The sequence below is a fragment of the Prochlorococcus sp. MIT 1306 genome (assembly GCF_047304515.1).
Taxonomy (GTDB): domain Bacteria; phylum Cyanobacteriota; class Cyanobacteriia; order PCC-6307; family Cyanobiaceae; genus Prochlorococcus; species Prochlorococcus marinus_D.
Window position 1 is genome coordinate 262,059 of the sequence record NZ_CP138959.1, and the last position, 15,829, is coordinate 277,887.

At 54.6% G+C, this 15,829-nt stretch carries 17 protein-coding genes; 12 read left to right on the forward strand and 5 right to left on the reverse strand.

The features are described 5' to 3' along the window. The first annotated feature begins 19 nt into the window (after positions 1 to 19). The 9 genes from SIB74_RS01335 (at position 20) to SIB74_RS01375 (ending at position 8,438) form a co-directional block, all read left to right on the forward strand. Entirely contained in the window at positions 20 to 1,018 is a 999-nt protein-coding gene (locus SIB74_RS01335) for a hypothetical protein (RefSeq protein WP_063396423.1), read from the forward strand. Then, on the forward strand, positions 1,015 to 1,743 hold the full coding sequence (gene purC, locus SIB74_RS01340) for a phosphoribosylaminoimidazolesuccinocarboxamide synthase (RefSeq protein ID WP_063396287.1): 729 nt from the start codon (positions 1,015 to 1,017) through the stop codon (positions 1,741 to 1,743). Before SIB74_RS01335 ends, purC begins: the two co-directional genes overlap by 4 nt. A gap of 69 nt (positions 1,744 to 1,812) precedes the next feature. Then, complete coding sequence (locus SIB74_RS01345; RefSeq protein ID WP_063396286.1) at positions 1,813 to 4,101, forward strand: BamA/TamA family outer membrane protein; 2,289 nt, start codon at positions 1,813 to 1,815, stop codon at positions 4,099 to 4,101. After that, positions 4,101 to 4,958: a UDP-3-O-acyl-N-acetylglucosamine deacetylase gene (gene lpxC / locus SIB74_RS01350; RefSeq protein WP_063396285.1), complete on the forward strand. Its 858-nt coding sequence runs from the start codon at positions 4,101 to 4,103 to the stop codon at positions 4,956 to 4,958. The genes SIB74_RS01345 and lpxC overlap by 1 nt, the downstream gene beginning before the upstream one ends. A gap of 44 nt (positions 4,959 to 5,002) precedes the next feature. Further along, positions 5,003 to 5,410, forward strand: coding sequence for a 3-hydroxyacyl-ACP dehydratase FabZ (gene fabZ, locus SIB74_RS01355; RefSeq protein WP_369818033.1), 408 nt, complete (start codon positions 5,003 to 5,005; stop codon positions 5,408 to 5,410). 5 nt (positions 5,411 to 5,415) lie between these two features. Continuing rightward, positions 5,416 to 6,267, forward strand: a complete 852-nt coding sequence (gene lpxA, locus SIB74_RS01360) for an acyl-ACP--UDP-N-acetylglucosamine O-acyltransferase (protein WP_063396283.1) — start codon at positions 5,416 to 5,418, stop codon at positions 6,265 to 6,267. After that, positions 6,267 to 7,445, forward strand: coding sequence for a lipid-A-disaccharide synthase (gene lpxB, locus SIB74_RS01365; protein ID WP_063396282.1), 1,179 nt, complete (start codon positions 6,267 to 6,269; stop codon positions 7,443 to 7,445). Before lpxA ends, lpxB begins: the two co-directional genes overlap by 1 nt. Next, a complete protein-coding gene (msrA, locus tag SIB74_RS01370; protein WP_063396281.1) occupies positions 7,442 to 8,113 on the forward strand; it encodes a peptide-methionine (S)-S-oxide reductase MsrA in 672 nt (223 codons plus the stop codon). Before lpxB ends, msrA begins: the two co-directional genes overlap by 4 nt. A gap of 112 nt (positions 8,114 to 8,225) precedes the next feature. After that, positions 8,226 to 8,438: a hypothetical protein gene (locus SIB74_RS01375; RefSeq protein WP_011825229.1), complete on the forward strand. Its 213-nt coding sequence runs from the start codon at positions 8,226 to 8,228 to the stop codon at positions 8,436 to 8,438. 304 nt (positions 8,439 to 8,742) lie between these two features. Here the strand turns inward: SIB74_RS01375 and SIB74_RS01380 are convergent, their stop codons facing one another. From SIB74_RS01380 to SIB74_RS01390, 3 genes are all read right to left on the reverse strand, one after another. Then, the gene (locus SIB74_RS01380) at positions 8,743 to 10,215 is read right to left on the reverse strand and encodes a leucyl aminopeptidase (protein ID WP_063396421.1); all 1,473 of its coding nucleotides are present in this window, start codon (positions 10,213 to 10,215) and stop codon (positions 8,743 to 8,745) included. A gap of 38 nt (positions 10,216 to 10,253) precedes the next feature. Continuing rightward, positions 10,254 to 10,850 (reverse strand): GIY-YIG nuclease family protein, encoded by a 597-nt coding sequence (locus tag SIB74_RS01385; RefSeq protein WP_156486148.1) that lies wholly within the window; start codon positions 10,848 to 10,850, stop codon positions 10,254 to 10,256. A gap of 119 nt (positions 10,851 to 10,969) precedes the next feature. Beyond that, a complete protein-coding gene (locus SIB74_RS01390) occupies positions 10,970 to 11,695 on the reverse strand; it encodes a response regulator transcription factor (RefSeq protein WP_063396420.1) in 726 nt (241 codons plus the stop codon). Between the two features lie 116 nt (positions 11,696 to 11,811). Here SIB74_RS01390 and SIB74_RS01395 point away from each other — a divergent pair, with 116 nt between their 5' ends. The 3 genes from SIB74_RS01395 to pyrF are packed head-to-tail and all read left to right on the forward strand — an operon-like array spanning position 11,812 to position 14,206. Then, positions 11,812 to 12,138 (forward strand): DUF1825 family protein, encoded by a 327-nt coding sequence (locus SIB74_RS01395; RefSeq protein ID WP_063396279.1) that lies wholly within the window; start codon positions 11,812 to 11,814, stop codon positions 12,136 to 12,138. Between the two features lie 59 nt (positions 12,139 to 12,197). After that, the gene (tyrS, locus tag SIB74_RS01400) at positions 12,198 to 13,445 is read left to right on the forward strand and encodes a tyrosine--tRNA ligase (protein WP_063396278.1); all 1,248 of its coding nucleotides are present in this window, start codon (positions 12,198 to 12,200) and stop codon (positions 13,443 to 13,445) included. A 23-nt stretch (positions 13,446 to 13,468) separates the two neighbouring features. After that, positions 13,469 to 14,206 carry an orotidine-5'-phosphate decarboxylase gene (pyrF, locus tag SIB74_RS01405; protein WP_063396419.1) on the forward strand — a complete coding sequence of 246 codons (738 nt, stop codon included), beginning with the start codon at positions 13,469 to 13,471 and terminating at the stop codon, positions 14,204 to 14,206. Here the strand turns inward: pyrF and plsY are convergent. Beyond that, positions 14,194 to 14,808: a glycerol-3-phosphate 1-O-acyltransferase PlsY gene (gene plsY, locus SIB74_RS01410; RefSeq protein ID WP_063396277.1), complete on the reverse strand. Its 615-nt coding sequence runs from the start codon at positions 14,806 to 14,808 to the stop codon at positions 14,194 to 14,196. The genes pyrF and plsY overlap by 13 nt on opposite strands. A gap of 2 nt (positions 14,809 to 14,810) precedes the next feature. Further along, the gene (locus SIB74_RS01415; protein ID WP_063396276.1) at positions 14,811 to 15,812 is read right to left on the reverse strand and encodes a DUF3086 domain-containing protein; all 1,002 of its coding nucleotides are present in this window, start codon (positions 15,810 to 15,812) and stop codon (positions 14,811 to 14,813) included. Positions 15,813 to 15,829: the final 17 nt, after the last annotated feature.

A 15,829-nucleotide genomic window follows, 5' to 3' on the forward strand; every position in this document is an offset into this window, starting at 1 on the left:
TGTTGAACGACTCAACTCCATGGGGATTCATTCGCTGCCGCTGACTGTGCTGCTGCTGGCTGCCGTTAATCAGGCTGCGCCTCTTAATTCTGCGCCTGGCCCCCGTGCTCCTGCTAGGGAGCCCATGGCTGAACTGGTCTATCGGCAAGTGTTGCTCGATGGGGCGATACCAGAGCTCAACACAGCTTGTGCTGACGCAGCCCTGTTTGGCTTCAACTTGCGTCTGCAGGAACTTCGTAATCGCCTGATCGACATTGCTCCTGCACCTCAACCCTTTGAGGTTGTGATCGCCAATGCTGAAGCGCTGATGGTCTGCAAGGCTCCAGCTAGCACGCAGAAGGTGCTCAGTCGCATCAGCCCAGCGCCAGGCAGTCAGCGTCGCGCTTGGTTGCTGCTCTCCTGGCAGGCGGCCAACGCATCTTTGGATCATGCCCAGGCGGCCCTTGCTCTGCGACGCCTGGCAAATGGCGATCTCACGGCCTTGAATTTTGAGCAGCTCACCGTTGGCTATGGAGATGATGGCCTGCCGCTGACCCGCGCTGCTCTTGATCTCTTGGTGGAACATGAGCTTTCCATGGATCGTTCGGCTGAGGCGGTCATGGTGCTGTTGGCTGGCCGTGAGCGTGGCGCATTGGGGGCCCGCCGTCTTGCTCAGGCCGCTGAGTTGCTTCAAGGTCTAGGCAACGATCAGCACTCAACACTGTTGGAATCAGCCCTTGACCAGGCGGCTGCAGATCAAGCTTGGGGGCTGGCAGAAGACTTGCTGCGATTGCAATTGAAGTTCGATTTAGCAGCGGGTGGTGACGGCTTAAGGCCTCGACAGCGTCTAGAGCGTCTCGCGAATCGCCTCGATGACCGCTACACCCTGTGGGAGTTGGTTCGGGGGGATCTAGATCAACAGGATGCTGCAACTCTGCTAGAGCAGGAGCTGCGCTCGCCGCGTCAGCCTGGCGGCCATGCTGCTGTTGAAGCGCATCAAAGTGCGCCTCCTGTTTCAGTTCCATCAGAATTCAAATGACGCCAGATCACGGCTCTCTGCTCTATGAGGGCAAGGCCAAAAGGGTCTTCTCTGCGGATCAGCCCGATCGTGTGTTGGTGGAGTTCAAGAATGACGCCACGGCGTTTAATGCGCTCAAACGGGCTGAACTCGAGGGCAAGGGGCGACTGAACTGTCAGATCTCGGCACGACTGTTCGAGATGCTTGAGCGTGAGGGTGTGCCCACCCACTACCTCGGCCTGGCCGCCGAAACCTGGATGCTTGTTCAGCATGTTGATGTGATTCCCCTGGAGGTTGTGATTCGCAACGTGGCGACTGGATCGCTTTGTCAACAAACGCCGATTGCGGCTGGTACTGAGCTTTCGCCCGCTTTGTTGGACCTCTACTACAAGGACGACAATTTGGGAGATCCCCTGCTGAGCGAATCAAGGCTGCAGCTGCTTGGATTGATCAGTTCGCAGCAGCGTTTAGAGATCGAACAGTTGGCCCGTCGGGTGAATCAGCTGTTGCTGTCATTTTTTGAGAGCTTGGACCTGTTGTTGGTGGACTTCAAGCTCGAACTTGGACTCAACAGAGCAGGCACTCTGCTGGTGGCGGATGAAATCAGTCCTGATACCTGCAGGCTTTGGGACCATCGAAATAGCGATCCCCAGGCCCGCATTCTCGATAAGGATCGCTTCCGCCAGGACCTTGGTGGAGTGATTGAAGCCTACGGGGAGATCCTCAAACGGGTCCAAGGGGTATGAGCTAATCCCTTCAACTGCAGGTAATGTCAGCGCACATTTGGCGGCTTTGTAGCCGGATTCCTATCGCCCATGGCCAGCTTCCTATCTAGCGGACCCTCTGATGCCTTGCGGCGAGGTGCATTTGGCCTGGTTCTGGCCTTGCCGCTTCTTGCTGCTCCTGCGCGCGCTCAGACACCCGAGCAGGACACTCAGCCCCCAGCCACGGAGATCTTGGTTAACGATGATGTGCAGGTGGAGGAGGTGGCCACTCCTGAAGGCGTCGTCGAGGAAGGCCTGGAGGCCGAGCAGATTCAGGTCACCCCTGCTGAGCAGCAAGAGCTGCCTCTCAACGCATCTGAACAGCTGCCTGAGGAGCCTCGTGTCTTGATCACCGAGGTGATCATCGAAGGGATTTCAGGCCATCCGGAGCAAGAGCGTGTTGAACTCGCCGCTTATGACGCCATGGTTGTGCGTCCCGGTAGTCGTGTGACTCGAGATGAGCTCAAACGTGATCTCGATGCGATTTACTCCACGGGCTGGTTTTCTGATGTGCGCATTGACCCGAGTGACGGCCCTTTAGGGGTTCAGCTCGTGGTGCAGGTGCAGCCCAATCCATTGCTCACCAAAGTGGAACTTGATCCACCTGATGTTGAGCTTTCTGAATCTGTGATTGAGGAAACATTCAGCCCCGACTACGGCAGGACTCTCAATCTCAATGAACTGCAGGCTCGTATGAAGGAGTTGCAGCAGTGGTACGCAAACGAGGGATATTCCCTGGCTCGGGTCACCGGCCCTACGCGCGTTTCTCCACAGGGAGTGGTGCAGCTCAAGGTGATCCAGGGCACGGTGGCAGGGGTGGAAGTGCAGTTCCTCAATAAGGAAGGTGATTCCACCGATGAGAAGGGTGAGCCGATTAATGGCAAGACCAAGCCCTGGGTGATTACACGAGAGATATCAATCAAGCCTGGCGAAGTGTTTAATCGAAATCAGCTTGAGGCTGATATTAAGCGTCTCTATGGCACATCTCTTTTCAGTGATGTCAAAGTCACCTTGAAACCGGTTGCTGGTGAACCTGGCAATGTGACAATCATTCTTGGCATTGTTGAGCAGTCCACCGGTTCGTTGTCAGGTGGTCTGGGTTATAGCCAGAGTCAGGGTGTTTTTGGCCAGATACAACTCCAGGACAGCAATCTTTTTGGTCGTGCCTGGAATATGGCATTGAACATTACTTATGGTCAGTATGGAGGCTTGGGAAGCATTACATTTACCGATCCATGGATTAAGGGTGATGCTCACCGCACCTCATTCCGTACCTCTTTATTCCTCAGTCGTGAGGTTCCGCAAGTTTTTCAGAGCCAAAGTAATGGCAATATTCGCACCGTTAAAGATTACTATGATGGCAATTCAAGCTACGCTTATCAAATTAATAAGACTGATAACCCTGCTGGTCGCAAATTTGATTCCGTTTCAAAGGCTGAGAGTGAATATCCACAGTACAGCTGGTTTGACTATGAGGGTAACTCTGTCGCGTTGCAAAGAATTGGCGGCAATATAGTTTTTGCAAGGCCTCTAAATGGAGGTGACCCTTATAAGAAGGCGCCATGGAATGTCTTGGCTGGTTTGAATATTCAAAAGGTTCGCCCGATCAACTTCTCCGGTGATAGCCGTCCTTATGGTGTCGCAAGTGATGACATTAAGCATGGCCAAGTGCCTGATGATGATGTGATTTGTATCGCCTTTGATTGTGCAGATGAAAACAATCTACTTGGTGTAAGAGTTGCGGCTACTTATAATAATTTGAATGATCCTCGCAATCCAACTTCTGGCAACTTCTTTAGTTTCGGCACTGAGCAATTTGTATCTGTTGGGGAGCATTCACCGACCTTTAACCGTCTTCGGACTAGCTATACACATTTCATTCCAGTTAATTGGTTGAAACTTGCCAAGGGCTGCCGTCCTAAGCCAGGGGAACCGGAAAATTGTCCTCAGGCCCTTGCTTTTCAGGTTAAGGCAGGCACAGTTTTAGGCGATTTGCCTCCTTATGAAGCCTTCTGTCTTGGTGGATCTAATTCCGTAAGAGGTTGGAGTGATTGTGATTTATCTGTGGGACGAAGCTTTGTTGAAGCGACGATTGAATATCGATTCCCGATTTGGAATATCGTTTCTGGTGAGGTTTTCGTTGATGGCGGTACTGATTTAGGTTCTCAAGAGAATGTTCCTGGTAAGCCAGGCAAACTTCTCGACAAGCCTGGTTCTGGATTCTCGATCGGTTCTGGTCTGATTGTTACCACTCCAGTAGGGCCATTGCGCCTTGAGGTGGCAACCCAGGATTTCACCGATGAGTGGCGCTTTAATCTCGGGGTTGGCTGGAAGTTCTAGTGGCTTTTTGGCCCACCAGTTATGACCGTGCTTGGACCCTAGGCGGAGCTGTCTCAAGACGAGGGATTGGGCTTCATGGTGGGGAGGTCGCCGAAGTGCGCTTACAGCCTTCGGCGCAAGTTGGCTTCCATGTCTCCTGGCTGGACAACAGCGACCCACCAGTCACTTTGGGGCCACATCAGGTTCGCGATAGTCAGCTTTGCACCACTTTGGAACTGGGCGACCGCCATTTAGGCACGGTGGAACATCTACTTGCGGCCTTGGCTGGCTGTGGCTTGACCCATGTGGAGATCCAGGTTGGTGGTGAGGAAATACCGCTTCTTGATGGTTCAGCTCTGGGCTGGGTGGAGGCGATAGCCGAGGTGGGACTGACTCCTGCTGCAACCCCTCGTGCCGATCCGCTCGTGCTTGAGCGTGCTTTGGTTTGTCATCGCGGTAGCAGTGTGATCACAGCGACACCTGCCGAGCGCTTCAATGTTGTTGGTGTGATTGATTTCCCACAAGCTGCTATTGGTCATCAGATGCTGGCGATTGAGCTCACTCCAGAGGGGTTTACTGAACAGATTGCTCCGGCGAGAACATTTGGGTTTCGCGAACAGGTGGATCAGCTCTTGGCGGCGGGCCTTATCCAGGGGGGTGCCCTCGACAATGCCTTGGTTTGTGATGGTGATCACTGGTTGAACCCGCCACTGCGATTTGCTGATGAACCAGTGCGCCATAAGCTCTTGGACTTGATCGGAGATCTTGCACTTGTGGGATTCCCTCAGGCTCAGGTTCTCGTCTATCGGGGCTCCCATGGACTCCATAACGATCTGGCGAATGCTCTCCTTGCCGTCTGTCCTGTGACTGTCTCTTGACCGATACCTCTCCTAATACTGCTGTGTTGACAAGTGAGCAGATCATGGGGCTGCTGCCTCATCGATATCCGTTTGCACTGGTTGATCGTGTTGTGCTCCATGAACCTGGCCAGCGGGCTGTTGCGATCAAAAATGTGACCCTCAATGAACCTCAGTTCCAGGGTCATTTCCCTGATCGGCCTTTGATGCCTGGGGTCTTGATTGTTGAGGCGATGGCCCAGGTGGGTGGTTTGATCGTGGCCCAGATGCCAGATCTGCCCAAGGGGTTATTCGTGTTTGCAGGGATCGATGCAGTTCGTTTTCGCCGTCCGGTGGTGCCAGGAGATCAGCTCATAATTAGCTGCGAGCTGCTTAGCTTGAAGCGGCAGCGCTTTGGCAAGGTCAGGGGGGAAGCCAGGGTGGAGGGCCAGCTGGTTTGCTCTGGTGAGTTGATGTTTTCCTTGGTGGACTGAGGATCATGAGCGAGGTGAGCAAACTCTCAGCGATCACTGCCGAAAAAAAGGCTCAGGTTCACCCTGCGGCAGTGGTGGATCCTCGTGCTGAGCTCGCTTCCGGTGTCATTGTTGGGCCGGGAGCAGTGATTGGACCTGACGTGAAGATTGGTCCTGATACCTGGATTGGTCCCCATGTGGTGCTCGATGGCCGTTTGACCCTTGGCGCCAAGAACCGGATCTTCCCCGGTGCCTGCCTTGGTCTTGAGCCACAGGACCTCAAGTATCGCGGCGCACCCACAGAGGTCGTGATTGGCGATGCCAACACAATTAGAGAATCCGTCACCATCAACCGGGCCACGGAGGAAGGTGAACAGACCAAGATCGGTGATCACAACTTGTTGATGGCCTATTGCCACCTTGGTCACAACTGTGAGCTGGGCAATGGGATTGTGATGTCGAATGGAATTCAAGTGGCTGGTCATGTCGTGGTTGAAGACCGGGCCGTGATCGGCGGCTGCTTAGGAATTCACCAATTCGTTCACATTGGCAGTCTTGCCATGGTTGGAGGCATGACAAGGGTTGATCGCGATGTACCCCCGTACTGCCTCGCCGAAGGGCATCCAGGTCGATTGAGGGGGCTTAATCGTGTTGGCCTGCGGCGCAGTGGTCTGAAGACTCAAGAGGGAGGAGAGCTTGGCCAGTTGCAGGAGATTTGGAATCTGCTGTTTCGATCTGACCATGTCTTTGTTGAGGGGTTGCGGCTTGCTCGACAAGAGCAGTTGATGCCAGCGGCTGCACACCTCTGTGCCTTTCTGGAGGCCTCGATTGAGAAGGGACGTCGCGGTCCTATGCCTGCGACGTCTTTGAGTCACTGATGGTGCGCCTGCTGATCAGCACTGGCGAGGTCTCTGGTGATTTGCAGGGAAGTCTCTTGATTCAAGCTCTCCAAAGGGAGGTTGAATCAAGAGACTTACCGCTTGAGTTGATGGCCCTTGGAGGTCCCCGCATGCAGGCTTCTGGTGCAGAACTGCTTGCTGATACGGCTCCGATGGGTGCGATTGGACTTTGGGAGGCCCTGCCTCTGGTGCTTCCCACTTTGCGACTTCAGTCTCGGGTGGATCACGTGCTCAAGCAGCGACCACCCGATGCCGTGGTACTGATCGATTACATGGGGGCCAACGTGCGTTTGGGGCACAAGTTACGGCGCTGGTTTCCCAAGGTGCCGATCATTTACTACATCGCTCCTCAGGAATGGGCTTGGCGTTTTGGCGATGGCGGCACCACTCAGCTGCTGAGTTTCACCGACAGAATTTTGGCAATCTTTCCCGTTGAAGCTGAGTTCTATGCCCAGCGGGGGGCCAAGGTGACTTGGGTCGGTCATCCATTGCTTGATACGGTGAGTGTGCTGCCTGATCGTCAGCTGGCGCGTGAGCGGCTTGGCTTGAAGTCTGGCCAAAGATTGTTGTTGCTTTTACCGGCTTCCCGGCAACAGGAACTTCGTTACTTGATGCCCACTCTCGCCAAGGCAGCAGCTTTGCTTCAGCAGCGTGACCCATCCCTTGAGGTAATTGTTCCTGCAGGATTAGCAAGTTTTGAGACGTCTTTGCAGGAGGCTCTTGAGGCAGCGGCAGTTCGAGGGCGAGTCCTTTCGGCTCAGCAGGCCGATGAACTCAAACCAATGCTTTATGCGGCGGCTGATCTTGCCCTCGGCAAATCAGGCACCGTCAATATGGAGCTGGCCTTGCGTGGCGTTCCCCAGGTGGTGGGCTACAAGGTGAGTCGGATCACAGCATTTGTGGCTCGACACTTTTTGCGCTTTCGGGTGGACCATATCTCGCCGGTGAATCTGTTGCTGAAGGAACGGCTTGTGCCGGAATTACTACAGGATGAGTTCACTGCAGAAGCACTTTTGCAGGCAGCTATCCCTTTATTGGAGGATCCTGCCCAGCGTCATGAGATGCTCGAGGGCTATCGGCGATTGCGGCAGACGCTTGGCGTTCCAGGTGTTACCGATAGGGCAGCCAAGGAAATCCTTGATTTAACCAAGATATGAAGACAACGTTTCGACCTTTGCGGAGAGGGTGGATTGCCATCTTTCTCTGTGTTGCCTTACTTGGCTTGCCGCTTCAAGTTTTGGCGTCAGTCGAGGAAGCCGTTTTTGCCGGGGGCTGCTTTTGGTGTCTTGAGCATGATCTGGAGGGATTAACCGGTGTGACTTCTGCTGAGAGTGGTTATACAGGTGGTGATTTGCCTCGCCCCACCTATCGCCAGGTGAGCTCTAAGACCACAGGTCATCAAGAGGCTGTACGGGTGCGATTTGATGCTGCTCAAATCAGCTATGCAGAGCTACTACGCAGCTATTGGCGCAATGTTGACCCTCTTGATGGTGATGGCCAATTTTGTGATCAAGGCGACTCCTATCGACCTGTGATCTTCACCCGAGATGATCAGCAGGCCAGCGAGGCTCGTGAGAGTGCTGATGCTGCGGCTTTGGAGCTGGCCGAGCCCATGAGCAATCTGAGGGTTGAGATCAAACCTTTAAGCGAATTCTGGCTGGCTGAGGATTACCACCAGAATTACGCTGAGCTCAATAGCATCAAATACAACTTCTATCGATACAGCTGTGGCCGCGACCGTCGGCTAGATCAGCTATGGGGTGACAAAGCACGAACTGGCTTGCCCTGGCAGCGCCCAGATCAAGCAAATCTAAGGAAAACATAAAATCAGGATGACCTTTGAAATCGGGTAGTTCGCAGTGAAGATGCGGGTTTCCACCCATCCCTCCTGCTGAAAAAGCTGCTTAACATCTACTGGAGATTTAAGTAGGAGATGTATGTATCTGCTGACCGTTAAGGATGGACTAGTGACTCGGCATGTAGGCCCGTATCCTTCTCCGAAGCAGGCTTCTGATGACTTGGAAAGGGTTTTGGAGTCTTTTTCTGAACGAGCACGTTGGCAGATTCATGCCTTGGAATGCCCCAAGACCCTTTCGCTTTCAGAGCGGATTCATGCCAGGAATGGAGCGATGAATGTTGCAGCCTCATGAGTTAGGCGGTCTTTCCCTCTCCCTCTGGCTTTGATGCTTAAAGCTTCTTTGATGAGATCGCTATCGAATACCAGGTCAAGGTCTGTTGTCATTCAAGCCAGTTCAATATCCCGCATCAAAATTCAGGGTCCCGATTCTGATCAAGCAAGCGAAAAATCTTTGCTGATCAATTTTTTGCATAGGTTGCTAGCTACAGGCATGAGCATTGCCAACCCTGCGCGACCTTTAGCGATCAACGTTGTACTCGTGTTGTGATTCCTTCTTCAGCTCATTTGTTGCTGAGTTGAATGCAAAGCCTCGTGACTCAAGACTGACTACAAATCCAATTCACCAAAGTGCGAACTCCGTAGCCGGTGGCACCAGATGGATTGAGGCCACGGCCCTTTTCAGACCAGACCGTTCCGGCGATGTCGATGTGGGCCCATGGGATGGAGGCCTCAACAAACTCTTTGAGGAAAAGGGCCGCGGTAATGGATCCGCCAGGACGAGGCCCTGTGTTCTTGAGGTCAGCGAGGTTGGATTTGAGACCCTCTCGATAGGAGCTTTGCAATGGCATGCGCCAAAGGCCTTCGCCGGCCGCCTCGGCGGCAGCGGTTAGGCCCTCAGCCAGGGGATCATGACCTGTCCAAAGGCCAGCGATCTCGTCGCCAAGTGCGATAACGCAAGCCCCTGTAAGGGTTGCTAAATCCACGATTGCGTCTGGTTCGAGTCCGCAGGTGTATACCAGTGCATCGGCAAGGGTCAGACGCCCTTCGGCATCGGTGTTGTTGATCTCGATGGTCGTGCCGTTTGAGGCCCGCACGATGTCTCCTGGATGGACAGCGGATCCATTCACCATGTTTTCGCAGGCTGCCACGATCACATGCACTTCCACTCCCTTGGGTCGCAGTTCTGCAATCGCTCGGGCGGCCCCAAGTACAGCTGCGCTGCCGCCCATGTCGAACTTCATCAGATCGATCTGGGCAGCTCCAACCTTGAGGTTGTATCCCCCGGAATCGAAGGTCAGTCCCTTGCCTACAAGGGCCAGTCGTCGTTGAACTGGTCCTTGAGGGCGATAGGTGAGGTGAATGAATTTTGGCTCCAGATCAGAACCTTGAGAGACTGCTAGGTAGGCACCCATTTCCCGTTCGGCGCAGTCAGACCGCTCCATCACAGTGCACTCGAGGCCGTGTTCGTGGGCAAGTTGAATCGCTGTTTGGGCGAGGGCCGCAGGGGTAAGACTGTTGGCAGGCGCCGCAACCAGCTGCCTTGCTAGCTCCACTCCCGCACAGGTGGGGTGAACGGCTTGAAGATCTTTGCCGGCTGAGTCGGGCAGACCAATGAGCTCCAGTTTTGTTGGCGTAGAGCGGGGCTCAGGAGCACTGCGAAAACGGAGGTCTTTATAGAGGGAAAGGCGAACGGCTTCTGCGACGGCCCTTGCGGCAGAGGCCGCATCCAAGGGCTCCCAGGGGAGCATCATCCCCAGGGTTCCACTGCATCCGAGGCTTGCTTTCGCTCCCAGGGCAGCGGCCTTGCGAAGGTCGTCAAGCCTCATCTTCTGGGGTTCTCCGAGCCCTACGAGCACCATCAGGCTTGGCTTGTTTTGGAGCAGTTGAACGGTGGCGATTTCTCCGGATTTGCCTTTGAACATCTGCTTCTCGAGGCTCTGCATCAGAGAGCCTTTGCAGACTGTTTCCAGCTCGTTTAAACGTTCCTCCATCTTTCCCTCAAACATGCCCACCATGAGCACATCGCCAGTCCAGCTCTGCAAGGTTGCTGGAAAAAGGCAAATCTCCATGGGATGTTGATGAGGTGGCGCGATGTTAGCCGTGCCGTTTAGCTGCATTCAGCTGTGAACGGGGTGCTCCAGCGAGCTCTTGTTTCTTTGTTGAACGGTGGCAGCCAGCGCTGGATCAGTTGTTGCTCGAGCTGTCGACGGGCTTTGGTGCTCTCGGGAACATCGCTCCAAAAACGGATGCTGAGCTGGCTTGGTAGTCCTGCCTTGGCAAGGGCTTCGGCATAGGCCGCCAGGTAGGCCTTGCAATCATGCTCACCCTTCCAGCGGCGATCTGCAGCAATCGTTTCGCCCACATAAAGCAATAAAGGAGTGTTGAGGTCTGCTGGGCGGTCCATCACCAGATAAACGGCTGGGCCATGGTGAGGGCTGTTGGGCCAGCGCCAGAAGCTCAGGGGGAGAGGGGTGAGCTGCAGGGGCTTCAATTGGTCGGTGACTGTTTCGTGATCGCTACCAAACAGCGAGCTCTGCCGAGCGATGTCTGGCTCTCCTTGGAATAGATCGGTTTGATGGCCTTGAATGCGCCTCTGCCAGCTTTGTAAAAGGTCGCGGCTAAGAATGAGCTCTTGGCGGGGGGCGAGCCCTGCGGATAGAACTTGGTTTGGGAATAGGTGGCCCTGACCACGCGCGGTTTCCATCGATTGATCACCTTTGCGGAAGCTTTGGAGCTGTGCTTGTTGGCTCAAAGTGCAAGATGCCAATCACCCTTTGGGGATCGCTCATTCAGGCGGACGTTACCGAGTCAGTGAAGGCAGCGTTATTGCCAACGTGGCAGTCTTTGAGGTAACTCCACCAGCCCATCACGAAAAGCCACCACCACAGCATGGGTGCGATCTCGTGCTGGCAATTTTTGCAGCAGGTTGTGCACATGGCTCTTGACCGTATCGATCGAGAGATAGAGCTCATCGGCAATGTTCTGATTGCTCATCCCTTTACAGATTCCTCGAAGCACATCTCCCTCTCGCAAGCTGAGGTTGTCGATTTGGCTGCTGGTCTTGCCATTGCCGAGACGACCGTGACGTAAAACTCCTGCAACCACACTGTCTAAGTAGGTTCCATCGCTTTCGATTGCGCTTAGAGCCGCCAGAAGGGTGCCACTGCCGACGAGCTCATGGGCACAGAGGCCATCGCAATGGGCTTCGATTGCATCCAGCAGGGTGCGTAATACAGGTCGTTGAATCAGCATCAGGGCCTTGAGATCAGGCTTGAGCTGTTTTGCTTTACGGACCAGGCTTGGGCCATTCCCGCTCTCCAGTAGATCGGTGCAGATCAGGAGATCTGCATTAGAGCTTTTCAGGCAACTGAGGGTCTCGTCCTCACCGGTTGCAGCGCCCACTAGGGGACCAAGACAATCAAACCAGCCCACCCAACTTGTGATTAAGACGCGATCGGCTGTGGCGACAACAGTGCGACTGCGACGTAGTAGGGGATGGCTTTGTTGACTTGTTTCCTGGAGAGAAGAGATCCGGGGAGTGATGTCCACTGGTTGCAACCAGGTAACAGGAGCGGTTAGAGCCTCATTGTGGAGATTACGTTGATCCGCACTGTTTCTGACGGCGAGAATTTTGCACAATTCCAACCAACAAGCCCAGGGCGTTCATGGCCTTCTTTGAATCGGAGATTGTTCAGGAGGAGGCCAAGCGGCTGTTCACCGACTATCAACAGCTGATGCAACTCGGTTCTGAATATGGAAAGTTTGATCGGGAGGGTAAAAAAAAGTTCATCGACACCATGGAGGAGTTGATGCAGCGCTATCGCGTGTTTATGAAGCGTTTTGAGCTCTCCGAGGATTTTCAAGCAAAGATGACTGTTGAACAGCTACGCACTCAGTTGGGCCAGTTCGGGATTACGCCTGAACAGATGTTTGAGCAGATGAATCAAACCTTGACCCGGATGAAGACAGAGCTTGAGCAGGACTCTGGCTGAAAGTGATGACTGGCTGACTCGCTACCCGTACGATCCGCTCAGCTAGAGATCCTCTAACGATGCCGGAGACGCCTATCACCATGCCGGCCTGGTTAGAGCGGGGCATGGTTGACTTGTTCCCTTCAGGCCAATGGGGGGATGCTGATCAGCAACTGGCGACTCGTCTTGATGAGGCTCGAGAACAAAACCGACCCCTGAGGGTCAAGCTTGGTATTGATCCCACTGGTCGTGATATCCATCTGGGACACAGCATCCTGTTTCGCAAACTCAGAGCTTTTCAGGATGCGGGGCATACAGCAGTGTTGATTATTGGCGATTTCACTGCACGAATCGGTGACCCAACCGGCAAGAGCAGCACCAGAGTGCAGCTCACCTCTGAGCAGATTGAGGCCAATGCAAAGACCTATCTTGCCCAACTGGGTCAGGGGCAGTCAGCGGAAAAAGCGCTGCTCGATTTCACAACCCCTGGGCGCCTGGAAGTGCGACGTAATACTGAGTGGTTGGCTGACTTGGATTTGCCCGAGGTGATTGGTTTGTTGGGCACTGCCACGGTTGGGCAAATGCTGGCTAAAGAAGACTTTGGCAATCGTTATGGCTCAGGTGTTCCGATAGCTCTGCATGAGTTTCTTTATCCCCTCTTGCAGGGTTACGACTCGGTAGCGGTGCAGGCAGATGTTGAACTTGGGGGGACTGATCAGAAATTCAATGTCGCCATGGGGCGGGATCTTCAGCGTCATTTCGATCAGCGCCCTCAGTTTGGGCTCCTACTCCCAATTCTGGCTGGCTTGGATGGGGTTCAAAAGATGAGCAAGAGTCTCTCTAACACTGTGGGACTGAATGAGGACCCCCTTTCCATGTATTCCAAGTTGGAGAAGGTTCCTGATGCCCTTGTAAGCAGTTACGTGGTTTTGCTTACCGATCTCGACCCTGAAGCTTTACCTGTCAATCCGCGTGAACGGCAGCAGGCCATGGCCCTTGCGGTCACGGCCAGCCGTCATGGCATCGCGGCGGCTGAAGCAGCCCAGAATGATGCAGCCAGATTGGTTTTCGGCTCTCAAGATGACGCGGCATCTGTGCCAGAAGCGTTGCTTTCGGATGTGAATTTTCCGGCCAAGGCCTTTTATTTGCTCAGTGCGATTGGCCTTTGTGCGAGCAGTAGCGAGGCTCGGCGTCAAATCAAGGGTGGTGCGGTACGCCTGGATGGCAAAAAAATTACCGATCCCAATTTGGAATTCACTGACTCCAGCCTGCTGATGGGCAAGGTGCTGCAAGTGGGCAAGAAAACCTTTCGTCGTTTGACGCGTTGAGTGAAGGACCAACCCCTGCTGTGATGACCTCGCCATTGACTCCTGCCGATCAACTAATCATTGCTCTTGATGGCATGGAGCGAGCTGAGGCCCTTGCATTCAGCTCAAAGTTGCCAGAGGTCAGTTGGGTCAAGGTGGGCCTGGAACTGTTTGTTAGTGCGGGGCCAGAGGTTTTGGCTGATCTAAGGGAGCAAGGGTTGCGGATTTTTCTTGATCTCAAGTTTCACGATATCCCTGCCACCATGGCAGGAGCTTGTCGCCGAGCGGCGAGCTTTGGCGCAGAGTTGATCACGGTGCATGCCTGTGCTGGCCGTGCTGCCCTCGCTGAAGCTCAGGCTGCTGCTTGCGACGGGGCTGCGGAGGTTGGCTTGTCAGCACCCAGGCTGTTGGCCGTCACTGTGCTCACCAGTTGGGATGAGAAGCGTCTAGCGAATGAGCTGTGCATTCCTCAGTCTCTTCACGCTAGGGTGGAGTGGTTGGCTGAGTTGGCAGCGGAGTCAGGCTTGGGCGGCTGCGTCTGTTCTCCCTGGGAAGTCAGCGGCTTACGCCGACTTCATCCCTCGCCATTTGAGTTGGTGACTCCTGGTATTCGCCCCTCGGGGGCTGAATTGGCAGATCAGGTCAGGGTCATGAGTCCTGCAGCGGCGCTGAATGCAGGGGCTTCGCGTTTGGTGATTGGCAGGCCGATTACCCGTGCTGTTGATCCGGCAGAGGCGTTTGCACGCTGCTGCTTTGAGATTGAACAGCGTCAGCTGGACTGACCGAGGCGAGGTTCGGTGCCTGCCAGTAAGCGTTGCAGATTGGAGCGGTGTCGCCACACCACCATGGCCATGGCTGCAAAGGCCACCGCCAGGTAAGCCGGCGGTGAGTTGCCTTGAAAGCGCAAGATCATCAGCAATGGCAAGCTGAGGGCGGCGATGATGCTCGATAACGACACGATCCTGCTGAAGCTCAGCACAGTGAGGAAGATGCCGAAACAGGCCAGCCCTACAGGCCAGGAGATGCCTAGCAGCATCCCTAGACCTGTGGCGACAGCTTTGCCACCTTTCCATCCCAGCCACACAGGCCAGATGTGACCTGCCAAGGCTGCTAGACCTGCCGCAACTTGCCAGCCATCATCAAGCTCAAGTGCCCTGGCAACCAGTACGGCGGTTGTGCCTTTGCCAACATCGATAAGGAAAACGGCCAGGGCAGGACCTTTACCCACCTGGCGCAGCACATTGGTGGCCCCGGTTGATCCAGAACCCTTCTCACGCAGGTCGATTCCTGCCAACCATTGGGCTGCAAGATATCCGCTGGGCAGTGAACCCAGCAGATATCCCATCACTAGGGAGAGAAGACTTCCAAATAGAGAGTTGAACATCATCAGAGCAGTTCTTCGTCTTCGAACCGTTCTTGCGGCCCAGCTGCAAAGGCTAGCCAGAGCGGGAACTGAAGCACGGGGATCTCTACGCTGCGTTGGGCTGCATCAATCAGGATGAGGGGGACTTCCCCTCGTTCCTCAAGTCGGTCGGCGCGTTCTACAAGAGCTTCGCCGCGTTCAAAAAGAACAATGCCGCTGCTTGGGCCGAAGTCTTCTCGAGCGAGGCCTAGGGCATCTTGAAGGCCACGTCGCCATTCGCCAAGCCGCTCTGGTTCGCCGGCAAGCACCAGGCTTTGGAATCGGTCGCCATAGAGTTCACCGAGGATGGCAATCAGGGCTGCAGCCACAAGGATGTTGCGTGTTCGGCTGTTCCGGCTTGGCTGTGCTCCTCGTCCACCTTGATTGAAAAACCAGTCTTCTAGAAGTTCTTTGTCCCTGGGATCAAGGCTGCGTCGCAGTTTCCAAGGATCGGCGTAGAAGTCTGGCTGACTTAGAAATTGCTCCAGACATTCACGGATCAGGCTTTCGTCTGGTTTAAAGGTGTCAGCAACAGCTAGGGCGTTGTCCTGAGCGGCGGCCTCGGGCGTTGAATTGGGTTGGTCTAGGGGAGAAGGTTGGACCACAACAGGCTGCACAACCAGTTCAAGTTGCTCCACTGATTGGGCCAGGTCTTGCAGAGCGCCTGTGAGGTAGTCCTGGAAGCCTTTGACCCGTCTGGCAATAGCATCGGACTGGCCAGCGAAGGAACTGCTGAGCTCCTTCTCTAGTTGGGATTTGCGGTTGGAGAGGTCTTTGATTTCTGTTTCGAGTTGATCGCGACGTTGATGCAGCTCCGTCAAGGCCACTTGCAGGAGTGGATCAAGATCTGGTTTGTCTTGAGGAGCAGCTAGGAGATCGGATTGAGAGTCCGCTGAGTTATTTGAGGGCTGTTGAGGCGATAGCTCTTCAGGCGAAGTCTGCCCAGGGGGAGGCTGTTTGCGGAGGGGGAGGTCGGCTTCAGGCATGAACCAGGCAGGCAGTG